At 72.7% G+C, this 18,577-nt stretch carries 15 protein-coding genes and 3 tRNA genes; 8 read left to right on the plus strand and 10 right to left on the minus strand.

Annotation, left to right across the window (positions count from 1 at the left end; translation table 11 throughout):
- The first annotated feature begins 96 nt into the window (after positions 1-96).
- On the plus strand, positions 97-621 hold the full coding sequence (locus HNR23_RS13750; RefSeq protein WP_184075961.1) for a gluconokinase, GntK/IdnK-type: 525 nt from the start codon (positions 97-99) through the stop codon (positions 619-621).
- 57 nt (positions 622-678) lie between these two features.
- Here the strand turns inward: HNR23_RS13750 and HNR23_RS13755 are convergent, their stop codons facing one another.
- The 7 genes from HNR23_RS13755 to HNR23_RS13785 form a co-directional block, all read right to left on the minus strand.
- Positions 679-1,428: an IclR family transcriptional regulator domain-containing protein gene (locus tag HNR23_RS13755; protein WP_184075962.1), complete on the minus strand. Its 750-nt coding sequence runs from the start codon at positions 1,426-1,428 to the stop codon at positions 679-681.
- 217 nt (positions 1,429-1,645) lie between these two features.
- Positions 1,646-2,341: a sarcosine oxidase subunit gamma gene (locus HNR23_RS13760; protein ID WP_343070557.1), complete on the minus strand. Its 696-nt coding sequence runs from the start codon at positions 2,339-2,341 to the stop codon at positions 1,646-1,648.
- Positions 2,331-5,294 carry an FAD-dependent oxidoreductase gene (locus HNR23_RS13765; protein WP_184075963.1) on the minus strand — a complete coding sequence of 988 codons (2,964 nt, stop codon included), beginning with the start codon at positions 5,292-5,294 and terminating at the stop codon, positions 2,331-2,333. The genes HNR23_RS13760 and HNR23_RS13765 overlap by 11 nt, the downstream gene beginning before the upstream one ends.
- Positions 5,291-5,641: a sarcosine oxidase subunit delta gene (locus tag HNR23_RS13770; RefSeq protein WP_184075964.1), complete on the minus strand. Its 351-nt coding sequence runs from the start codon at positions 5,639-5,641 to the stop codon at positions 5,291-5,293. Before HNR23_RS13770 ends, HNR23_RS13765 begins: the two co-directional genes overlap by 4 nt.
- A gap of 108 nt (positions 5,642-5,749) precedes the next feature.
- Positions 5,750-6,952: a sarcosine oxidase subunit beta family protein gene (locus tag HNR23_RS13775; RefSeq protein ID WP_184075965.1), complete on the minus strand. Its 1,203-nt coding sequence runs from the start codon at positions 6,950-6,952 to the stop codon at positions 5,750-5,752.
- Entirely contained in the window at positions 6,949-9,432 is a 2,484-nt protein-coding gene (locus tag HNR23_RS13780) for a GcvT family protein (RefSeq protein WP_184075966.1), read from the minus strand. The genes HNR23_RS13775 and HNR23_RS13780 overlap by 4 nt, the downstream gene beginning before the upstream one ends.
- 345 nt (positions 9,433-9,777) lie before the next feature.
- Positions 9,778-10,983, minus strand: coding sequence for a glycine cleavage T C-terminal barrel domain-containing protein (locus HNR23_RS13785; protein WP_184075967.1), 1,206 nt, complete (start codon positions 10,981-10,983; stop codon positions 9,778-9,780).
- Between the two features lie 226 nt (positions 10,984-11,209).
- Between HNR23_RS13785 and HNR23_RS13790 the strand changes: the two genes are divergently transcribed.
- Together HNR23_RS13790 and HNR23_RS13795 are read left to right on the plus strand one after the other, a co-directional pair.
- A complete protein-coding gene (locus tag HNR23_RS13790; RefSeq protein ID WP_184075968.1) occupies positions 11,210-11,587 on the plus strand; it encodes a methylenetetrahydrofolate reductase C-terminal domain-containing protein in 378 nt (125 codons plus the stop codon).
- 140 nt (positions 11,588-11,727) lie between these two features.
- The gene (locus tag HNR23_RS13795) at positions 11,728-12,666 is read left to right on the plus strand and encodes a methylenetetrahydrofolate reductase (RefSeq protein WP_184075969.1); all 939 of its coding nucleotides are present in this window, start codon (positions 11,728-11,730) and stop codon (positions 12,664-12,666) included.
- Between the two features lie 364 nt (positions 12,667-13,030).
- Here the strand turns inward: HNR23_RS13795 and HNR23_RS13800 are convergent, their stop codons facing one another.
- The gene (locus HNR23_RS13800) at positions 13,031-13,582 is read right to left on the minus strand and encodes a TetR family transcriptional regulator (protein ID WP_184075970.1); all 552 of its coding nucleotides are present in this window, start codon (positions 13,580-13,582) and stop codon (positions 13,031-13,033) included.
- A 186-nt stretch (positions 13,583-13,768) separates the two neighbouring features.
- On the opposite strand from HNR23_RS13800, the gene HNR23_RS13805 reads away from it, so the two are divergent.
- On the plus strand, positions 13,769-15,379 hold the full coding sequence (locus tag HNR23_RS13805; protein WP_184075971.1) for an MFS transporter: 1,611 nt from the start codon (positions 13,769-13,771) through the stop codon (positions 15,377-15,379).
- Between the two features lie 266 nt (positions 15,380-15,645).
- Here the strand turns inward: HNR23_RS13805 and HNR23_RS13810 are convergent, their stop codons facing one another.
- Positions 15,646-16,854, minus strand: a complete 1,209-nt coding sequence (locus tag HNR23_RS13810) for a molybdopterin molybdotransferase MoeA (RefSeq protein WP_184075972.1) — start codon at positions 16,852-16,854, stop codon at positions 15,646-15,648.
- Positions 16,855-17,088: 234 nt separating this feature from the next.
- On the opposite strand from HNR23_RS13810, the gene HNR23_RS13815 reads away from it, so the two are divergent.
- From HNR23_RS13815 to HNR23_RS13830, 4 genes are all read left to right on the plus strand, one after another.
- Positions 17,089-17,161: transfer RNA gene (locus HNR23_RS13815), tRNA-Gly, on the plus strand.
- A 40-nt stretch (positions 17,162-17,201) separates the two neighbouring features.
- Positions 17,202-17,275, plus strand: a tRNA-Cys gene (locus tag HNR23_RS13820).
- Positions 17,276-17,286: 11 nt separating this feature from the next.
- Positions 17,287-17,363: transfer RNA gene (locus HNR23_RS13825), tRNA-Val, on the plus strand.
- A gap of 159 nt (positions 17,364-17,522) precedes the next feature.
- On the plus strand, positions 17,523-17,891 hold the full coding sequence (locus HNR23_RS13830; protein WP_184075973.1) for a hypothetical protein: 369 nt from the start codon (positions 17,523-17,525) through the stop codon (positions 17,889-17,891).
- Between the two features lie 36 nt (positions 17,892-17,927).
- On the opposite strand, the gene HNR23_RS13835 is transcribed toward HNR23_RS13830, so the two are convergent.
- The gene (locus tag HNR23_RS13835; protein WP_184075974.1) at positions 17,928-18,542 is read right to left on the minus strand and encodes a hypothetical protein; all 615 of its coding nucleotides are present in this window, start codon (positions 18,540-18,542) and stop codon (positions 17,928-17,930) included.
- Positions 18,543-18,577: the final 35 nt, after the last annotated feature.

The following is an 18,577-nucleotide window of genomic DNA, read 5'->3' on the forward strand; positions in this document are numbered from 1 at the left end:
CGGCGGCCGTTCTGGTCCGAACTATTGATAACACTATTGGTACGGGGTGCGCGCGGACCCACATTCTCGCGCTCCCGCCGATCAGGGAGGGATTCCGTGCACTTCGTCGTCATGGGCGTATCAGGCAGCGGTAAGAGTACGGTCGCCCGGCAGGCCGCCGAGCGGCTGGGGCTTCCGTTCTCCGAGGCGGACGGCTTCCACCCCGCCGAGAACATCGCGAAGATGTCGGCGGGCGTGCCGCTGACCGACGAGGACCGGCGACCGTGGCTCGCCGCGCTCGCGGACTGGATCGCCGAGCACGAGCGCAGGGCCGAGCCGACCGTCATGGCCTGTTCGGCGCTCCGGCGCCGCTACCGGGACGTGCTGCGCACCGGGGCGCCCGACGTGCGCTTCATCCACCTGCACGGGTCGCGGGAGGTGCTGGCCCGGCGGCTGGCGGACCGCTCGGGCCACTTCATGCCGCCGGCACTGCTCGACTCCCAGCTGGCCACGCTGGAGCCGCTGGAGGGCGGCGAGGACGGCGTCACGCTGGACATCTCCTCGGCCGCGGAGGTGCTGGTCGAGCGCGTCGTCGGGATCATCGGCGCACGCCCGGGGTCGGTTCCGGATTCCTCCGGCTGAGGCGGGCCGCGTCGTCGAGGGATGAGCCGGTCGGGGGGCGGGGGGTGACGTGGTCGGTCAGGCCGTGGCCATATGGCCCATGCGGGCGGAGATCTCCTCAGCGGCCTTCAGGACCGTCTCCCCGATCGAGTCGAGGAGGCTCTCCTCCATCCGGTAGGAGGGCCCGGAGGCGCTGACCGCGGCGATGACCTCGCCGGTGAGGCCGCGGATGGGGGCGGCGACGGCGTTCAGGCCGACCTCCAGCTCCTCCACCGCGGTGGCGTAGCCGTGCCGCAGGATCGCCTCGAACTCCTCGCGCAGCGCGTCGGGGTCGGTGATGGTGCGCGGGGTGAGCTCCTCCAACCGCCCCCGCAGGATCCGCCGCTGGTCGGGGCGGCTCATGTGGGCGAGCAGCACCTTGCCGCTCGACGTGGAGTGCAGGGGGTTCTGCCGGCCGATCCAGTTCTGGCTGACCACCGCCGAGGAGCCGCGCACCTGGTCGATGTTGACGACCATGTCGCCGCTGGGGATGGCGATGTTGACGGTCTCGCCGAGGTCGGCGGCGAGGTCCTCGCACACCTGGCGGCTCTGCTGGGTGAGGTCGAGACCGGCGGCCATGGTTCCGGCCAGCCGGATGATGCCGAACCCGAGCTGGTACTTGCCGCGCAGCCCCGGCTGCTCCACCAGGCCGCGCCGCTCCAAGGCGCCGACCAGGCGAAAGGCCGTCGACTTATGGACGCCGAGCTCGGCGGCGATCTCCGTCACGCCGGCCTCACCGTGCTGGGCCAGTATCTCCAGGACGGTGATGGCGCGGTCCACCGATTGCACCGGCGCACCATCCTTACCGGAGGCCGTCCTGGCCGCCTCCACGTCACCACCCGACCCCCGCTCGGACCGTTCCCCTCGTGGTGTGTTCCGGTTCTTCACTGCGCGGTGGTCGTTGGAAGCCATGGTTCTACGATAGTGGGGAACCGGGAAGGCTCCCCGGACAGGCGCATCCGATGTGCCGTCGGCACAGTTCAGCGCGGGTTTTCGGACGGTGGCGTCAGCTCTGCCCCGCCATCCCTTCTTCCGACTCCATCGCCATGAGCAGCCGCCGGGCGAGGTGGTCGGCGTACGAGGCGCGCACCAGGATGCGGTAGATCGACACGCCGTCCTCCTGTCCCTCCCTCTCCCCTACCCCGTTTCCGGTGCGGTCGATCCCCGTGTGGTGAATGCCGACGGTGGTGGTGGCGAACAGGGTCCGGGCGTAGGAGCCGGGGCCGAAGACGCGCGGGTGCAGGTCCAGCGGGCAGCCCTGGGCGAGCACGTCGCGGGCGTGCGGCCCGCGCAGTTCCAGCACGGCGCGCTGCGCCGACACGTCGACGACACTGCCGCACACCGCGCCGTACTCCCCGCCCAGCGCCGCCCACAGCCCGGCCGAGAGCCCGCGCCCGGTGGCGGTTCCGTCGACGACCAGGTACCAGCCGGGGCCGCACCACAGCACGTAGGGGTGTCCGGAGCCCGTCGCGCGGCCGGCCGCGGGCAGGGCGCAGCCCAGGAACTCTCCGGCGAGGCGGGCCGCGGTCTGCTCCTCGTCGTCGTCCACGCGCAGCTCCACCTGGGCGAGGAACGGCAGCTCGCGCAGGAGCGCGGTGTCGGCGGACCCGGCCCGGAGGAGCCGGTCGGCCAGGTGAGCCGCTGGGCTGCGCGGCTCGGCGCGCGGGGCCGGGACTCCGGCCGTCATGGTCTCATCCGTCACGGCGCAGGCCCTCCTTGTCGTAGAACACCGGATCGGCCACGGTCACCGGGACGATCCGGTCCAGGTGCACGGCGTACAACCGCTCGCCGTGCCGCTCTCGGCCACCGCGCAGCAGGCCGAGGCCGAAGGTGCGGCCCAGCGCGGCGCTGTCGTAGGCGGAGGTGACACGGCCCTGGGTCGGTGCCGAGCGCGCGGCCGACCGCCGCGGCCCCGCGCCGGGCTCCTCGTCGGTGCCCCCCGGTGGCCCGGCCACCAGCTGCGCGCCCTCGGCGAGCAGGTGCCCGGTGTCGTCGGGCAGCAGCCCGACCAGCTGCTCCCGGTCCTCGCGCGCGGTGTCGGGGCGGCGCAGTGACCGCTTGCCGACGAAGTCCCGGCGCTTGGAGACCGCCCACCCCATGCCGAGGTCGAGGGGGGTGACGCTGCCGTCGGTCTCGTGGCCCACGACGATGAAGCCCTTCTCCGCCCGCAGCACGTGCATGGTCTCGGTGCCGTAGGGGGTGATGCCCAGGGGTTCTCCTGCCGCCATCACCGCGTCCCACACGGCCTGCCCGTACCACGCGTCGACATAGATCTCGAAGGTGAGCTCGCCGGTGAAGCTGACGCGCAGCACCCGGGCGGGCACCCCGGCCGCGGTGGTGTCGCGGAAGGCCATGAACGGGAAGCCGTCGGCCGAGGCGTCCAGGTCGGGGGCGAGGAGCCGCATGACCTCGCGCGAGTGCGGGCCGACCACGCTGATCGTGGCGAAGTGGTCGGTGGCGTGGGTGAGGTGCACGCACAGCTCCGGCCACTCCTCCTGGGCCCACTCCTCCAGCCAGGCCAGGACCGTCTCGGCGTTGCCGGAGGTGGTGGTGACCAGGTACCGGCTCTCGGACAGGCGCACGGCCACCCCGTCGTCGAGGACCATGCCATCGGCGCCGCACATGATCCCGTAGCGGCAGCGGCCGGGGCGCAGGGTGGAGAACGTGCCGGTGTAGACGCGGTCCAGGAACGTCCCGGCGTCGCGGCCGCTCACGATGATCTTGCCGAGAGTGGAGGCGTCGAGCACCGCCACGCCCTCACGGGCGGCGCGGCACTCGCGCAGCACGGCGGCGCGCATGTCCTCCTCGCCACGGGGGTAGTAGCGGGCGCGCCTCCACTGCCCGACGTCCTCGAACACCGCCCCGCGGGCCACGTGCCAGGCGTGCATGGGGGTGGTGCGGACCGGGGCGAGCAGGTCGCCGCGGTCCGGGCCGGCCAGTGCGGCGAACGGGACCGGCACGACGGGCGGGCGCTGCCGGGTGCCGCCGACCTCGTCCATGGACCGGCCGAGCCACTGGGAGACGATGCCGGTGGTCAGCACGCCGGAGGTGCGCCCCTGGTCGGGGCCGGTGCCGATGGTGGTGAAGCGCTTGATGTGCTCGATGGAGGTCATCCCGGCGTCGACGGCGGCGCGCAGGTCGGCGAGGGTGACATCGCGGTGCAGGTCGACGAACGCGGTCGCGGGGTCGGTGTGCGGGGCGGTGACGGCCCACAGCGGCATCGGGGGCGCACCGCCCGGCTCGGGGCGGGGGGTGTCCTCGGGGGTGCGCGCCTCGTGGTTGGCGGCGATGTCGGCGGGCCGCGGGGCGGGGACCGGAGTGTCGGCGCGCAGTGCCGCCAGTGCCGCGGCGCGGCCGGCGCGGTGTCCGGCGGCACGGGCGGAGCCGGGGTCGCGGCTCCCGGTGGCGGCGCCCGCGCAGTAGGTGCCCTCGGGTAGGGACCCGGGGAGGAACCCGGCGTGTTCGGGCGACCAGCGCGGCCGCAGCCCGGTGTGGGTGGCCAGTGCGATCGCGGGGTCGTGGCCGCCCGAGACGGCGAGCAGGTCGCAGGCGAGGTCCTGTCCCGGGCCGGTGGCGCGGCCACGGTCGTCGACGGGGGCCAGCGCGGCTCCGGCCAGCACTCCGCCGGCGGTGGCGGTGGTCGCGGTGACGGCGTGTGCGGTACGGACGTCGATGCCGCGCTCCCCCAGCGCCGCCATCGGGGCGCTGCCCGGCTCCGGGCGGGCGTCGGCGACGGCGGCCAGTTCGACCCCGGCGTCGTGCAGATCGACGGCGGCCCACAGTGCCTCGTCGTGGCATCCGGAGACGACGGCACGCTGTCCGGGCAGGACACCGTAGCGCCAGGCGTAGCGGGCGGCCGCGCCCGCGAGCATGACGCCGGGCCGGTCGTTGCCGGCGAAGGCGAACGGCCGCTCGGTGGCGCCGGTGGCCAGGACCGTGCGGCGGGTCCGGATCCTCCACAGCCGGTAGGTGACGGGGCGCCCGTTCGGCGAGCCCCCGCTGCCGGCGTGCCGGCGGAGGCGGCGCTGCAGGGCGATGAGCTCGCCGTGGTCGTAGAGGCCGGTGACGGTGGTGCGGGTGAGCACCCGCACCTCGGGGTGGGCGCCGAGTTCGGCGGCGGCCGCGTGGATCCAGTCGTCGGCCGGGGCGCCGTCGAGGGAGCGCCGGGATCCGAGCAGGTCGCCGCCGGGGTCGGGGCGGTCGTCGGCGAGGACGACCCGGGCGCCGGCGCGGGCGGCCGCCAGTGCGGCGGCGAGCCCGGCCGGTCCGGCGCCGACGACGAGGACGTCGCAGTGCGCCCAGGACTTGTCGGCGCGGGCGGGGTCGCGGTCCTGGGGCAGGCGGGCGTACCCGGCCAGTCCGGCGGCGCGCAGTCCGTCATGGACCTCGACGCGGGTGGCCTGCACCATGGCTTCGCCGGGGGTCGAGTCGACGCGGACATAGGCGCACGGTTCGGCGGTGTCGGCGGCGTAGACGCCCCGCGGGCGCGCGGCGGTGACGGAGGTGGCGACGGTGCGCACACCGGCCGCCAGCAGCGCGGCCGACAGCGGCTCCCCGGTTCGGGCCGCTAGTGGCCGACCGTCGAAGAGGACGGTGGCGTCGGGCGCCGCGGCCCCGGTGGGGTCGGCCCGGTCGGTGCGGCGCCGGCCGGTCATGCCCGCCTCCCCGGGGTCGTGGGTGCGGTGGCGGGGGACGACGGGTCGGCGCGCCCGCCGCCTCTGCCGGTGCCGGGGTCGGGCGCCTGGGTGGTGGCGGGGCCGGAGGCGGCGATGCGGTTGTCGACGGTGTCGCGCAGCACGTGGCACCATCGGCGGCAGCCGGAGGTGTGGAACCAGCGCTCGGCGAACCATCCCTCGGGGTTGTCCCGTACGAACAGGTAGTCGGCCCAGGCACGGTCGTCCAGGGCCCAGGGGTCCTGCGGGTGGGCGACGCCCGCCTGGCCGCCGTAGCGGAATTCGGCCTCGTCCCGGGGGCCGCACCAGGGGCAGGGGATGAGCAGCATCCGCGATTCCTCTCCCTCGTCGTGTCCGTGTCCGTGTCCGTATGTCTGCCGTCGTGCGCCGTCGGCGCCGTCCGTTCCGGGGGTCGGTGGGCTGCCCCGTGCCCCCTCTCAGTGCGCCACGGCCGCCGCACCGTGCTCGTCGACCAGGGCACCCGCGGCGAAGCGGTCGAGTCCGAAGGGCTCGGCCAGCGGGTGCGGTCGGTCGTTGGCGATGGTGTCGGCGAAGACGTGCCCCGCCCCCGGTGTGGCCTTGAACCCGCCGGTGCCCCACCCGCAGTTGAGGTACAGGCCTTCGTACGGTGTGCGGCCGATGATGGGCGAGGCGTCGGGGGTGACGTCGACGATGCCGCCCCAGGTGCGCAGCAGCTCGGCGTGCTCGAACACGGGGAAGAGCGCGACGGCCGCTGCGACCTGGTGCTCGATGGTGGCGAACGAGCCGCGCCGGCCGTAGCCGTTGTAGGCGTCGATCCCGGCCCCCAGGACCAGCTCGCCCTTGTCGGCCTGGCTGACGTAGACGTGCACGGTGTTGGACATGACGACCGTGTCGATGACGGGTTCCAGCAGCTGGGTGACCAGGGCCTGCAGCGGGTGGCTCTGCAGCGGCAGGCGCAGGCCCAGCCGGTCGGTCAGGACCGAGGTGTGCCCGGCGGCGCACAGCGCGACCCGGCCGGCGGCGATGGGGCCGCGGCCGGTCTCCACGCCGACGACGCGGTCGCCGCGCCGCTGGAAGCCGGTGACCTCGCAGTCCTCGATGAGGTGGACGCCGAGCGCGTCGGCCGCGGCGGCGAACGCCCAGGCCACCAGGTCGTGCTTGGCGATACCGGCGCGCGGCTGGTAGGTGGCGCCCAGCACGGGGTAGCGCAGGGCGGGGGTGATATCGATGATCGGGACGAGCTTCTTCACCTCCTCGGGGTCGAGCCACTCGGCGTCGATGCCGTTGAGCCGGTTGGCGTTGACGCGCCGCACCGACTCGCGGACGTCGTGGGTGGTGTGCGCGAGGTTGAGGACGCCGCGCTGGCTGAGCAGGACGGGGCGGCCGAGCTCCTCCTCCAGGCCCTCCCACAGGCCCAGGGCGTGCTCGTAGATGCCGGCACTGGCGTCCCACAGGTAGTTGGAGCGGATGATGGCGGTGTTGCGGGCCATGTTGCCGCCGGCCAGCCAGCCGCGCTCCAGCACGGCGACGTCGCGGATGCCGTGCTCGCGGGCGAGGTAGTAGGCGGTGGCCAGGCCGTGGCCGCCCGATCCGACGATGACGACGTCGTAGCCGGCCTCGGGCTCGCGTCGCCGCCACAGCGGTGCGTCACCGGTCATACGCGCAGCCTCGCCATCTCCGGGTCGAACAGCGGGTCGACGGCCACGTCGGCCGGGATGCGGCGGTCGAAGTAGCCGATCTCCAACCGGGTGCCGGGTTCGGCGCACGCGGCGGGCAGCCACGCGTAGGCGATCCCGGTGCCGATGGTGTGGCCGTAGGCGGCGCTGGTGACGTACCCGGCGGCGGTGCCCCCGTTCTCGGGCAGGTACACGGGCTCGCCGCCCATGACGGTGTCGGCGGGGTCGGGGGTGGTGGTCAGGCAGCACAGGCGGCGTGTCGCGGCGGCGGGGTCGCGTTCGGCCAGGGCCTCGCGGCCCAGGAAGTCGCCCTTGGCCATGCGCACGGCGAAGCCGAGGCCGGCCTCGTAGGGGTCGTGTTCGTCGGTCATGTCGGTGCCGAACGCCCGGTAGCCCTTCTCCAGCCGGAGGCTGTTGAACGCGCCGCGCCCGGCGGCGATCACGCCGTGCGCGCGCCCGGCCCGCCACAGCGTGTCCCAGAGGCGCAACCCCAGGTCGGGCGTGGTGTACAGCTCCCAGCCCAGTTCGCCGACGTAGGAGACGCGCATCGCCAGAGCCGGAACCTCGCCGACGTACATGCGCGCGCAGCGGAAGTAGCGCAGCCCGTCGTTGGAGAGGTCGTGGTCGGCCAGCGGCTGCAGCAGGTCGCGGGCGCGCGGCCCCCACAGCCCGATGCAGGTCGTGCGTGCGGTGATGTCCTGCACCCGGACGGTGCCGTCGGCGGGCAGGTGGCGGCGGAGCCAGTCGAGGTCGAGCGGGCTGTTGACGCCCAGCTGGTAGTGGTCCTCGGTGATCCGGGCCAGGGTGATGTCGCCGCGCAGCCGCCCGGTGTGGTCGAGCAGCAGGCAGTAGGCGACGAAGCCGGGGGCGCGGTCGGTGCGGCCGGTGGTCATCCGGCCGAGGAACGCCTCGGCGCCGGGGCCGGTCACCTCCAGGCGCATCAGCGAGGACATGTCGTACATCGCCACGCGCTCGCGGGTGATCTGCGCCTCGGCTCCGACGATGGGCGACCAGTAGCGCGAGGCCCACGGCCCGGGCGGGGTGATGCCGCGGCCGTCGAGCCGATCGGCGTTGGCCTCGTACCAGTGCGGACGCTCCCAGCCTCCCGCCTCCAGGAAGTAGGCGCCGAGCTCCTCCTGCCGGGGGTGGAAGGGGGCGAGGCGCAGCGGTCGGGGCTCCTCCATCGGCTGCAGCGGGTGCAGGGCGTCGTAGACCTCGACGAAGTTCTGGCAGTCGCGTTCGAGCAGGTAGGAGGGGGCGAGCTGGTGACGCTGGAACCGGTTGACGTCGCAGGCGTGCAGGTCGAAGGACGAGGTTCCGTCGACGATCCACTCGGCCACGGCGCGGGCGACCCCGGCGGAGTGGGTGATCCAGACGGCCTCGGCCACCCAGAACCCGGCGACGTCGGGGGACTCGCCCAGCAGCGGCATGTTGTCGGGGGTGAAGGAGAACAGCCCGTTGATCCCCTCGTCGACCTTGGTCTCGGCGAGGTCGGGCAGCAGGTCGAGGGTATCGGTCCAGGCCGGGTCGAAGTCGGCGGGGGTGAACGGCAGCTCCGAGGGCATCGTGTCGTCGGCGGCCGGCCCGGGGGCGCCGATGGCGTCGGGGTCGACGGGCATCGGCCGGTGGCCGTAGTAGCCGACGCCGACGCGGTCGAACCACTCCCTGTAGTACAGGTCGCGCTCCTGGTAGCGGAGGATCGGGTGGAGGGCCTCTGCGGGTGCCCCGGCGAGCGCGGGTACCGGGCCGGTCCAACCGAACTGGTGGGCCAGCGGGGTGAGCGGGAGGGTCATCCCGACCATCCGGGTGATGCGCGGCCCCCACATGCCGGCACAGCAGACGACCAGGTCGGCGGCGAGGCGCCCCTGGTCGGTGGCGACGCCGGTGACCCGGCCGGCGGCCGTCTCGACGTCCAGCACGCGGTGCCGGGGCAGGAAGCGCGCCCCGCGAAGGACGGCGGCCTCGCCCTGGGCGCGGGCGGCGCCCAGCGCTGAGGCAAGGCCGTCGGTGGGGGTGTACAGGCCGCCCAGTACACGTTCGGGGTGGACGAGTGGGTGGGCGGCGGCGCACTCGTTCGGGTCGAGCACCCGGGCCTCGATTCCCCAGGACCGGGCCCAGCCGCAGCGGCGGTGCAGTTCGTCGAGGCGTTCGGGGGCGGCGGCGAGCTCCAGCCCGCCGACGGGGGTGAAGCAGGGGCGGCCGTCGGCGGTGCGCAGCTCGCCGAACTTGCGCACGGTGTAGCGGGCGAAGTCGGACATGGTCTTGGCGGCGTTGGTCGCGAAGACCAGTCCGGGCGCGTGGGAGGTGGAGCCCCCGGTGCGGTACAGGTCGCCCTGGTCGACCACGGTGACGTCGGTGTATCCGCGCACGGTGAGCTCGTCGGCGAGCGCGCAGCCGACGATACCCGCGCCGATGATCACGATTCGGGGGACGGTCCGAGGGGCGGGACGAGGTGCGGCCATGGCAACCCTACCTTCACCGTCGGAGTTTCTTCAAGCGCAACGACCAGCGTGTTACGCAACAGGTTCTGACGCGCTCCCGGGCACTGTCAAGGGGCGCGGCCAGCGGCTTCTCGCGTGTCGCGATCCCGTCGGCACAGACCGTGCGAGAGCGCGTCGCCGCCCGTGCAAGGGGGGTTGCCCACGGCGCGGCCCCGTGGTGGCGGTGGCGCGCACCCGAACACGCGGTCCCGGACAGGCGCCCCACCGCGGCGGCGCACCGTGCGAGGGCGCGGGGACTTCACCCCGCGCCCCGCGGCCGACCGGCGGCCCGTCGCCTGAGCGCCGGCGGCGGGCACCCGGGCCGGCTCAGCCGGCGGCGAGCCGGTGCAGGTCCTGCTTGGGCACGTACTTCTTCGGGTCGATGAACGGCTTCTCCACGACCGTGGCGGGGACGGTGCCGCCCGGCCGGTCGACGGCCAGCTCGGTGCCCAGCGCCGCCAGTTCGATCGGCACCATGGCGAACCCGATGTTCTGCTCCAGCCGCGGTGAGAAGCAGGCGGAGGTGACCTTGCCGACCGGTTCCGCGCCGCCGGGCGCATAGACCGGGAAGGGGTCGATCATCGAGCCGTCGTTGAAGCTGCCCAGCGGCATGCCGCCGATCTCCACGCCGACGAGCTTGCGGCCGATTCCGTCGTCGCGGATTCTGCGCAGCGCCTCCTTGCCGATGAAGTCGGCCTCCTGCTTCAGGTCGACCATCCAGCTCACCTCGTAGCCGTAGCCCACCTCGAACGGGTTGGTGTCCAGCCCGATGTCGCAGCCCCAGGCGAGGATGCCGCCCTCGATCCGGCGGATGTGGCACGGCCCGATGACCTCGATGCCGTGCGGGGTCCCGGCCTCGATGACCTTGTCCCACAGCCGGACGCCGTCGCGCGAGGCGTTGCGCAGGTAGATCTCGAAGCCCAGTTCGGAGGTGTAGCCGGTGCGCGAGACGACCACGTCCATGCCGTCGAGCTCGAACTCGCGGCAGTAGTAGTAGCCGATGTCCAGGATCTCCTCGCCGAACAGGTCGACCATGACGTCGCGCGACTTGGGCCCCTGGACCTGCACCGGGCCGACGTCGGCCTCCCGGATCGTCACGTCCAGCCCGCTGTTGTAGGCCAGGCCCTGCGCCCACAGCAGGACATCGCTGTCGGCCAGGGACAGCCAGAAGTGGTTCTCACCGAGGCGCAGCAGGACCGGGTCGTTGATGATCCCGCCGTCGGGCGCGGTGATGAAGACGTACTTGCACTGCCCCACCCTGCACTTGGTGAGGTCGCGCGGGACGAGCATGTTCGTGAAGGTGAACGCGTCGGGACCGGTGATCTCGATCTGGCGTTCCACGCCGACATCCCAGAGGGTGACGCCGTTGAGCAGGTGCCAGTACTCGGCGACCGGGTCGCCGTAGTGGCGCGGGTGGTAGGTGTGGTTGTAGACGCTGTACTTGGCCACGCCGTGGCGGCGCGACGCGTAGAAGAACGGCGACTTCCTGATCCGCGAGTAGAGCAGGATCTCCGGGTTCTCGATGACGGCCATCGGTCCTCCAGCACTTGATACGCAACGAGGATCGCCATGCGCAACAGAGCGTCCCCCGCCGACGGTGCCGGTGTCAAGAGATCCAGAGACAGATGGTCTCTCTTGACGCAACGCGAATCCATTGACGCAACGAAACCGCCGGATTTAGCCTGTGGTCACGCGGCAGCGTTTCTCACTACGAGTGTAGTTGCACACTGTGCAACGGTCGAGGTATTGGGGTGGAGCCATGGCGCGCCTGCTCGCCACCATCGAACACGCCGTCAAGAAGCCGATCTGGGACTGCCGCATGTGCGGCCAGTGCGTCCTGCACGCCACGGGCCTCACATGCCCCATGACCTGCCCGAAGTCCCTACGTAACGGCCCCTGCGGAGGCGTGCGCGAGGACGGCGGCTGCGAGGTCGACCCGACCATGACCTGCGTCTGGCTCAAGGCCTACGACCGCTCGGAGAAGATGCCGGGCTCCTGGCGCGAGGAGTTCGACGACCTGCGGCCTCCCGTGGACAACCGTCTCCAGGGCACGTCCTCCTGGGCCAACCTGCTCAGCGGTCGCGACAAGGCCGTCCCGGCGGGCTGGCTCCCCGACGAACCGTCCCACGGGGGATAGGCACCGCGCCGAGCCCGGCCGGCGCGCCGACCGCACCACCCGCACCCGCCACGCGACGACCGCTCCCACGACCCCGACGGGCCGCCGCCGGCCCACCGGTCCGAACACCACGCATCAGGACGAACCGGAAGGAGCACAGGGTGCCCACCTTCGCCGACCTCATCGCCTCCTCGGAGCCGAGCCGCCCCGTGATCACCGCCGAGTGCCCCGTGCCGGACGGCGGCGGCCTGGCGGACATCGCGGCCCACGTCGCCCGGTTCGCCCCCTATGTGGACGCGGTCAACGCCACCGACAACCCGGCCGCGCACGCCCACGCCTCCAGCGTGGCCGTGGCCATCGCCCTGCGGCAGTACGGCGTCGAGCCGGTGCTGCAGCTGGTGTGCAGGGACAAGAACCGACTGGCGCTGGAGGCCGACATCGTGGGTGCGGCCCTGCACGGAGTCACCACCGTGTCCTGCCTGACCGGCGACGACGTCACGGCCGGGGACGAGCCCGAGGCGCGCCGGGTCTTCGACCTGGACGCGGTGCAGCTCATCCGGATGGCCGCCGGGCTGTCCCGGGGCCGCTACCTGTCCGGGCGCACGATCGACCCTGCGCCGCCCCTCCTGATCGGAGCGGTGGAGAACCCCGCGGCGCCGCCGCACGCCTACCGCGTCCGCCGCGCGCTGAAGAAGGCCGCGGCCGGGGCACGCTTCCTCCAGCTCCAGATCTGCTACCACCCCGACCGGCTCGCCGAGTTCACCCGTATCGGCGCCGCCACCGGTCTCACCCCCAAGGTCGCACTGCTGCCCAGCGTCGTCCTGGTGAAGGGTGCCCGGTCCCTGCGCTACATGAACGCCCACGTGCCCGGGGTGCACGTCCCCGACGAGGTGATCGACCGCGTCGCCGCCGCGTCCGACCCGCGTGAAGCCGCCTACCGGCTCGCCCTGGACCAGTCCGCGCACGCCCTCTCCCTCCCCGGTGTGCGCGGGCTGCACTTCATCGACTTCCGCCACGACGACTCACTCGCCCGCATCTGCTCCGACCTGGGCCTGCCCACGGTCCGCAGCGCCCCGGAGGGCAACGCGATGGCCGTGTGACCCCGAACCCCGGCCCGGCGGAGGAGCACAGGACCGCCGCTCACGCGCGGGCTGCGGGGCGCAAGCGCGCAGGCCCGCTGTGCGGCCTTGCCGGGGGTCGCCCGCAGGGTGTCCTGAGGAGACGAGCGGTAGCGACGAGGGAGGTGGGGCGCTGGGGTGGTCGTGCGTCCTGCGGGCAGGCGGGTGGCCGGGGCAGCGGTGGGAGCCGGCGCCGCGGTTCGGCTGGCTTCTCGGGTCCGGTGGGCTCCCCGAAGATGATCATGGGCTCGTATCTCATCGCGCCCGTTTCGCCCGATTCTTTTCCATGATCATCGAGGACAGCCGAGGGCACGGTGTTCGGACGCGGAGGCGGACGCGGCGGGGTTCAGCGATCCTTCCGGGAGGCCTCCGCCTGGGCGATGAGCCGGCCGGTGAGCCGGGTGAGCACCTCGGTGTCGGGTAGCGACAGCCCGGCGATGCTGGAGAGGTAGAGACCGTCGCCGACGAGGCGGATGGTCTCGGCGAGGACCGGGTCAGCGACCTCCTCGTGGAGGAGCCGGGACCACTCGTCGAAGAGCTGCCGGATGAGGCGCTCGGACTCCTCGGACATGCCCTCCTTGCTGCGCAGGGCCGCGATGATCGACCAATAGAGCTCGGCCTCCTCCCTGGACTGGGGCAGGGAGGTGCGCAGGAAGGTCCGGACGACCCCTTCGTCGCCCTCGGTGGCCTCGCGGAACTCGTCCTGCGCGCGGTCGGCCAGGCGTTCGACCAGCCCGGTCATCAGTGCGGCCTTGGACGGGAAATGGTAGAGCAGTCCGCCCTTGGACACCCCTGCGGCGGCGGCCACCGCCTCCAGGGTCACAGCGGCGTTGCCCTCTTCGATCAGGATGTCCTGCAGCGCGTCGAGGATGCGGTCACGCGTGGGAGATGCTTTCACGATTGACACTGTACCGGCTGGACGGTACTGTACCGTCTGGACGGTTCAAAGTAGGCAATCCCTATCAACGGATGCCCGCTCATCCCACGAAATTTCTGCGGGTGTCGCCGTCCTTTCCGATACCGCCGATCGGCGCACCGAGCGCACGGCGTCCACCGTGACCCATCGACCCGAACGAGAGTGAAAATGAGTTCCGCCGAAGCCAGGCCCACGACGCCCGGAAGCGGAGGCACCCCCAAGGCAGGCCCGCGTGGATGGGCCGCCCTCGCCGTACTGACACTCCCGGTCCTGCTGATCTCCGTCGACATGACGGTGCTCGGCTTCGCCGTCCCCCACCTGAGCGAGGACCTCTCCCCCACCGCGGGCCAGCTGCTGTGGATCGTCGACATCTACGGCTTCGTACTCGCCGGCCTGCTGGTCACGATGGGGTCGCTGGGCGACCGGATCGGCCGCCGCAGGCTGCTGATGATCGGCTCGGCGGGGTTCGGCGCCGCGTCGCTGCTCGCGGCCTTCGCGCCCACGCCCGAAATCCTGATCGCCGCCCGCGCACTGCTGGGCCTGGCGGGCGCCACGCTGATGCCGTCGACGCTGTCGCTGCTGCGCAACATCTTCCTCGACCCGCGCCAGCGCCTGCTGGCCATCGCGATCTGGGCGTCCGGGTTCTCCGCGGGCGCGGCGCTCGGCCCGATCATCGGTGGCTGGCTGCTGGAGCACTACTGGTGGGGCTCGGTCTTCCTGATCAACCTCCCGGTGATGGCGGTCACCCTGGTGACCGTCCCGCTGCTGGTGCGCGAGTCGCGCAACCCCACGCCGGGCCGACTGGACCTGGCCAGTGTCGCGCTGTCCATGGGCGCCATGCTCCCTGCCGTCTACGGCGTGAAGAAGCTGGCCGAGCACGGTCTCTCGGTCACCGCGGTCGGCGCCTTCGCGATCGGCGTGGCGCTGGGGGTCGCCTTCGTCCGCCGCCAGCTGAAGCTGGCCGACCCGCTGATCGACGTTCGCCTGTTCGCCGTCCGGAAGTTCAGCGTCGGCGTGGCCACGAACTTCATGCTCGTTTTCGCGATGGTCTCCTCGCTGTTCTTCCTCACCCAGTACCTGCAGCTGGTGCTGGGCATCAATCCGATGAACGCCGGGCTGCTGCTACTGCCGGGGCTGGTGCTGTCGGTGGTGCTGAGCTTCGTGGCCGTGGTGCTGGCGCGCCGGCTGAGCCTGCGCGCGATCATCGTCATCGCGCTGGCGTTCATCGCCGCCGGGTACCTGTCGCTGACGCAGGCGCCCACGCAGGGCGGCGCCCTCCTCGTCGTGGTCGCGTTCGCACTGATCTGCACGGGTGCCGGCCTCGCCGAGACGCTGACCAACGACGCGATCCTCTCCGCGGCCCCGCCCGCGCGCGCCGGGTCGGCGGCGGCCGTCTCGGAGACCGCCTACGAGCTGGGCGGCGCGCTCGGCGTCGCGCTCCTCGGAAGCGTGCTGACGGCGGTCTACCAGTTCCGCCTCGGTGACGTCGCCGGGGTCCCCGCCGACGCGATGGGCGCCGCGCGGGACACGCTGGGCGGCGCGGTGATCTCGGCGGAGAGCCTGCCGGGCGACACCGGCACGGCGCTCCTGGACGCCGCGCGGCTGGCCTTCACCGACGGTATGCACCTGACGAGCGTCATCGCCACGGTGCTGGTCATCGGCGCCGCCATCATGGCCTGGACGATGCTCCGCGAGCCCGCGAAGGCGTCGGCCGCGCCGGTCGGCACGGCTCCGGCCGGTGCCGAGGCGGAGCAGGACGAGCAGAAGGCGCGCTGCTAGGCGCACTGCCGGGCGGACGGAGGCGCGATGCCGCCGGGACGCCGGCGCAACCGCCCATGACCGAGCCGACCGGGGCCGGACCCAGGGGTAGTCCGGCCCCGGCGGCGCGGCGGCCTCCAGGAGAGGCCGATCACACATTCTGCGCTCTCGCCCCGGAACAGCGCCAGAGGTTGGGCGACATCCGCGGGAAATTCGGCCGCTGGTGGCCACGCGCCGTCGGCGGCCGCCGCCTTGTTCTCCAGGGGGTCCGGCGGACACGTGCGCCGTCAGCCGGCCGGCAGCCACACCAGACGCGCCGAGGATCCACGCCAGTCGGGCGGGATGACGGCGAAGGCGTCGGCCATCGCGGCTCCGCGCAGGCTTCCGGGGCGGTCGTGGCCCACGGGCCGGGCGACCCGCCCGCTCTCGACGCGGACCGCCACCAACCTGGTGTCCCGGTGGTGCGGGCGGACCTCCCCCTCCACGGGCAGAGCGGCCGGAAGCGCGGAATCCGAGCCCGGGTCCGGACGCCCCGCCGCCGCGGCGAGGAGCGGCGCGAGCAGAGTCAGTGCGGCCACCAGAGCGGCGTTGGGGTTGCCCGGCAACCCCACGACCACCGGCCCAGGGCTGGACGGCTCGCCCAAGTGGGCGAGGAGCTGCGGGTGGCCGGGGCGGCAGGCCACACCGTCGACGACCGGGGTGGCGCCCAGTGTGCCCAGGGCGTCGCGCAGGTGGTCGGCGGGCCCCTTGGAGGAGGCCCCGCACACGGCGATGACGTCGGCCTTGGTGTCGGCCGAGGAGCGCAGCGCGGCCAGCATGTCGCCGAACGTGTCGGCGACGCGGCCGACACCGACCACCTCGCCACCGGCCCACCGAACCAGGCCCGGAAGCACCGGCCCGATCGCGTCACGCACCCGTCCGTGCGCGGGGATGCCGGCGGCGGTGATCTCATCGCCGCTCACCAGTACGTCGACCGTCGGACGGCGCACCGGCAGCCGGTCGTGCCCCAGACTCGCGGCCAGCCCGGCGGTGGCCGGTGTGATGACCGCCCCTTCCGCCAGGACCGAGGCCCCGGGCCGGGTGTCCTCACCCGCCCACCGGACGTGGCGGCCCGGTTCGATCTCGCCGCGCACCCGCGTGGCGGCATCGTCACAGACGGCGCTCTCGTACGGCAGGACGGCCTCGGTGCCCCCGGGGACCGGCGCCCCGGTCGCGATCTCCACGGCCTCTCCCGGGCGCAGGTCCGGCGGCGGCTCCCCGCTCCCGGCCAGGAGGCGTCCCCGCACGACCCAGGGTCCGCGTCCGGCGACGGCGTAGCCGTCCATCGCGGCGGCGTCGTAGGCGGGGGTCCCGACGAGTGCGACGAGGTCGGCGGCGAGCGCCGCCCCGACGGCATCGTCCAGTGCCACCAGGCGCACGGCCGCCGGACAGCGCACACCCAGGTTCTGCGCGGCCGCACGCGCCGCCGTCCACGGCACCACCGCATCGCCCGCCATGGCGCCTCTCCACTTCCCGTTCCCGCTGACCTCGATGCCCACGTGTCTTTGTATATCCCCGCCGCTCCCGGCGGGCGGCGTCGGGACCACCTCCTACCCCGACAGGACCACGGCACACCGGCGCCGCGCACGGGTCGAACGGCCTCCGATTTGCCGTATGCCGACTTTCCGCTAAAGTTCTTACTGCGCCGAGGCGAAGGGGGCGGCGGAAACGCCCCCGAACCGAGGAAGCGCGCGGACGTGGCTCAGCTGGTAGAGCATCACCTTGCCAAGGTGAGGGTCGCGGGTTCGAATCCCGTCGTCCGCTCGGAGACACCAGGGGGAGATCGCTTCCCCACTCGGAGTCCGGTGGAGTGGCCGAGAGGCGAGGCAGCGGCCTGCAAAGCCGTCTACACGGGTTCAAATCCCGTCTCCACCTCCAGTTTCACTCTGGGGCGGTTAGCTCAGTTGGTTAGAGCGCTACCTTGACACGGTAGAGGTCACAGGTTCGAATCCTGTATCGCCCACCATCAGCGCGGCAGGCCCGGGGGATCTTCCCTCGGGCCTGCCGCGTTCTGCGCAGGGTGTGCGGGGTTCTCCCGGCGAGTATCCCCGCCCGAGGCCCCTGGCCGGGCGTCGGTACGGGAACGTCGGTACGGGAACACGGACGCGGAAAGGCGGATCGACGCGTGAGCGTGCGCAACCTCCCCCTCTACGGGGTGAGCGCCCTGGTGGTACTCGCCGCGTCCGGGTCGTGCGAGTCCTACTCGGGGACCAGCAGCTCGTCGTGCAGGAACGGCGACTGCACCGTCACCCTCAGCGGCACGGGCACCTCCGGTGACCTCCTGGAGCGCGGACCCACCGTGTACCAGTACCGCATCCTCCTGAACGAGGACGAGAGCGCCGACGTCAGGGTCCGACGGAAGACCTCGGGCCAGCGCGAGGATGAGGAGTCCTCATTGCGAGTGGGGGAAACGGCCGAGCTGCAGGGCTACACGGTCGAGTACGTCTCCCACACCGACGACACCGCCACCTTCGAATTCGCCCGCCGGCGCTGAACGCCGCGCTCATCCGCGCGCAGAGCCGCCGGGCTGTCAGAAGTGGACCGCGAGGCAGACGAGCCAGGTGTCGTCGTCTAGCGCCTCGATGTACTCCCCTGCCTGTCGGAAATAGTCTCCGACTGCCTCCACACCGCCCTCTGCCTCGTGCCGTTCTCCCTCCTGAGTGACCAGGGCGGTTCCGGTCACGGCCCGGCCCAGCCTCCAGGCGATCTGTTGTTGGAAAGCGTCACGGATGGTGGTCGAGGGCCCGGTCCTGTGTGGTGGCCTCAGGCCGTACACGTTCCTGCGCTCCGCGAGGAAGGCAGGCCACCGACGCCAGGCTTCCTCCAGTGCCGCTGCCCGTTCGCGTTCCAGATCGAGCAGGTGCTTGGGGCCGCCATCGCATGCCGCATATCCGGCCAACGGGCTGTCCTTGGGGAGGCCCAGCGGGTTCACCAGATCCTGGTGATGGACTGCCGGGCTCAGATAGCGACCGGACCAGTAGCCGCCGATCATCCATCCGTCGCACCGACTGGCCCTGGACCGGGTGTCGCCCTCCGACTCGGCGCATCCGACGTCGTAGACGAACGGACGCATGATCCGCTCCAGTTGCTGCTCCAGGTCCACACCGGTCTCTCGGCGGAAGGCGACGACCACTGGCTTGTACACGGTTCCCCCTCGACGGAACACTGCGATCACATGAC

This window comes from Nocardiopsis mwathae, assembly GCF_014201195.1.
Lineage (GTDB): Bacteria > Actinomycetota > Actinomycetes > Streptosporangiales > Streptosporangiaceae > Nocardiopsis_C > Nocardiopsis_C mwathae.

Excerpts from the sequence above, each read along its gene's own strand:
- HNR23_RS13775 (WP_184075965.1), bottom strand. The coding sequence starts at position 6,952 with ATGACCGGTGACGCACCGCTGTGGCGGCGACGCGAGCCCGAGGCCGGC.
- HNR23_RS13780 (WP_184075966.1), bottom strand. The coding sequence starts at position 9,432 with ATGGCCGCACCTCGTCCCGCCCCTCGGACCGTCCCCCGAATCGTGATC.
- HNR23_RS13785 (WP_184075967.1), bottom strand. The coding sequence starts at position 10,983 with ATGGCCGTCATCGAGAACCCGGAGATCCTGCTCTACTCGCGGATCAGG.
- HNR23_RS13765 (WP_184075963.1), bottom strand. The coding sequence starts at position 5,294 with ATGACCGGCCGGCGCCGCACCGACCGGGCCGACCCCACCGGGGCCGCG.
- HNR23_RS13770 (WP_184075964.1), bottom strand. The coding sequence starts at position 5,641 with ATGCTGCTCATCCCCTGCCCCTGGTGCGGCCCCCGGGACGAGGCCGAA.
- HNR23_RS13810 (WP_184075972.1), bottom strand. The coding sequence starts at position 16,854 with ATGGCGGGCGATGCGGTGGTGCCGTGGACGGCGGCGCGTGCGGCCGCG.
- HNR23_RS13805 (WP_184075971.1), top strand. The coding sequence starts at position 13,769 with ATGAGTTCCGCCGAAGCCAGGCCCACGACGCCCGGAAGCGGAGGCACC.
- HNR23_RS13790 (WP_184075968.1), top strand. The coding sequence starts at position 11,210 with ATGGCGCGCCTGCTCGCCACCATCGAACACGCCGTCAAGAAGCCGATC.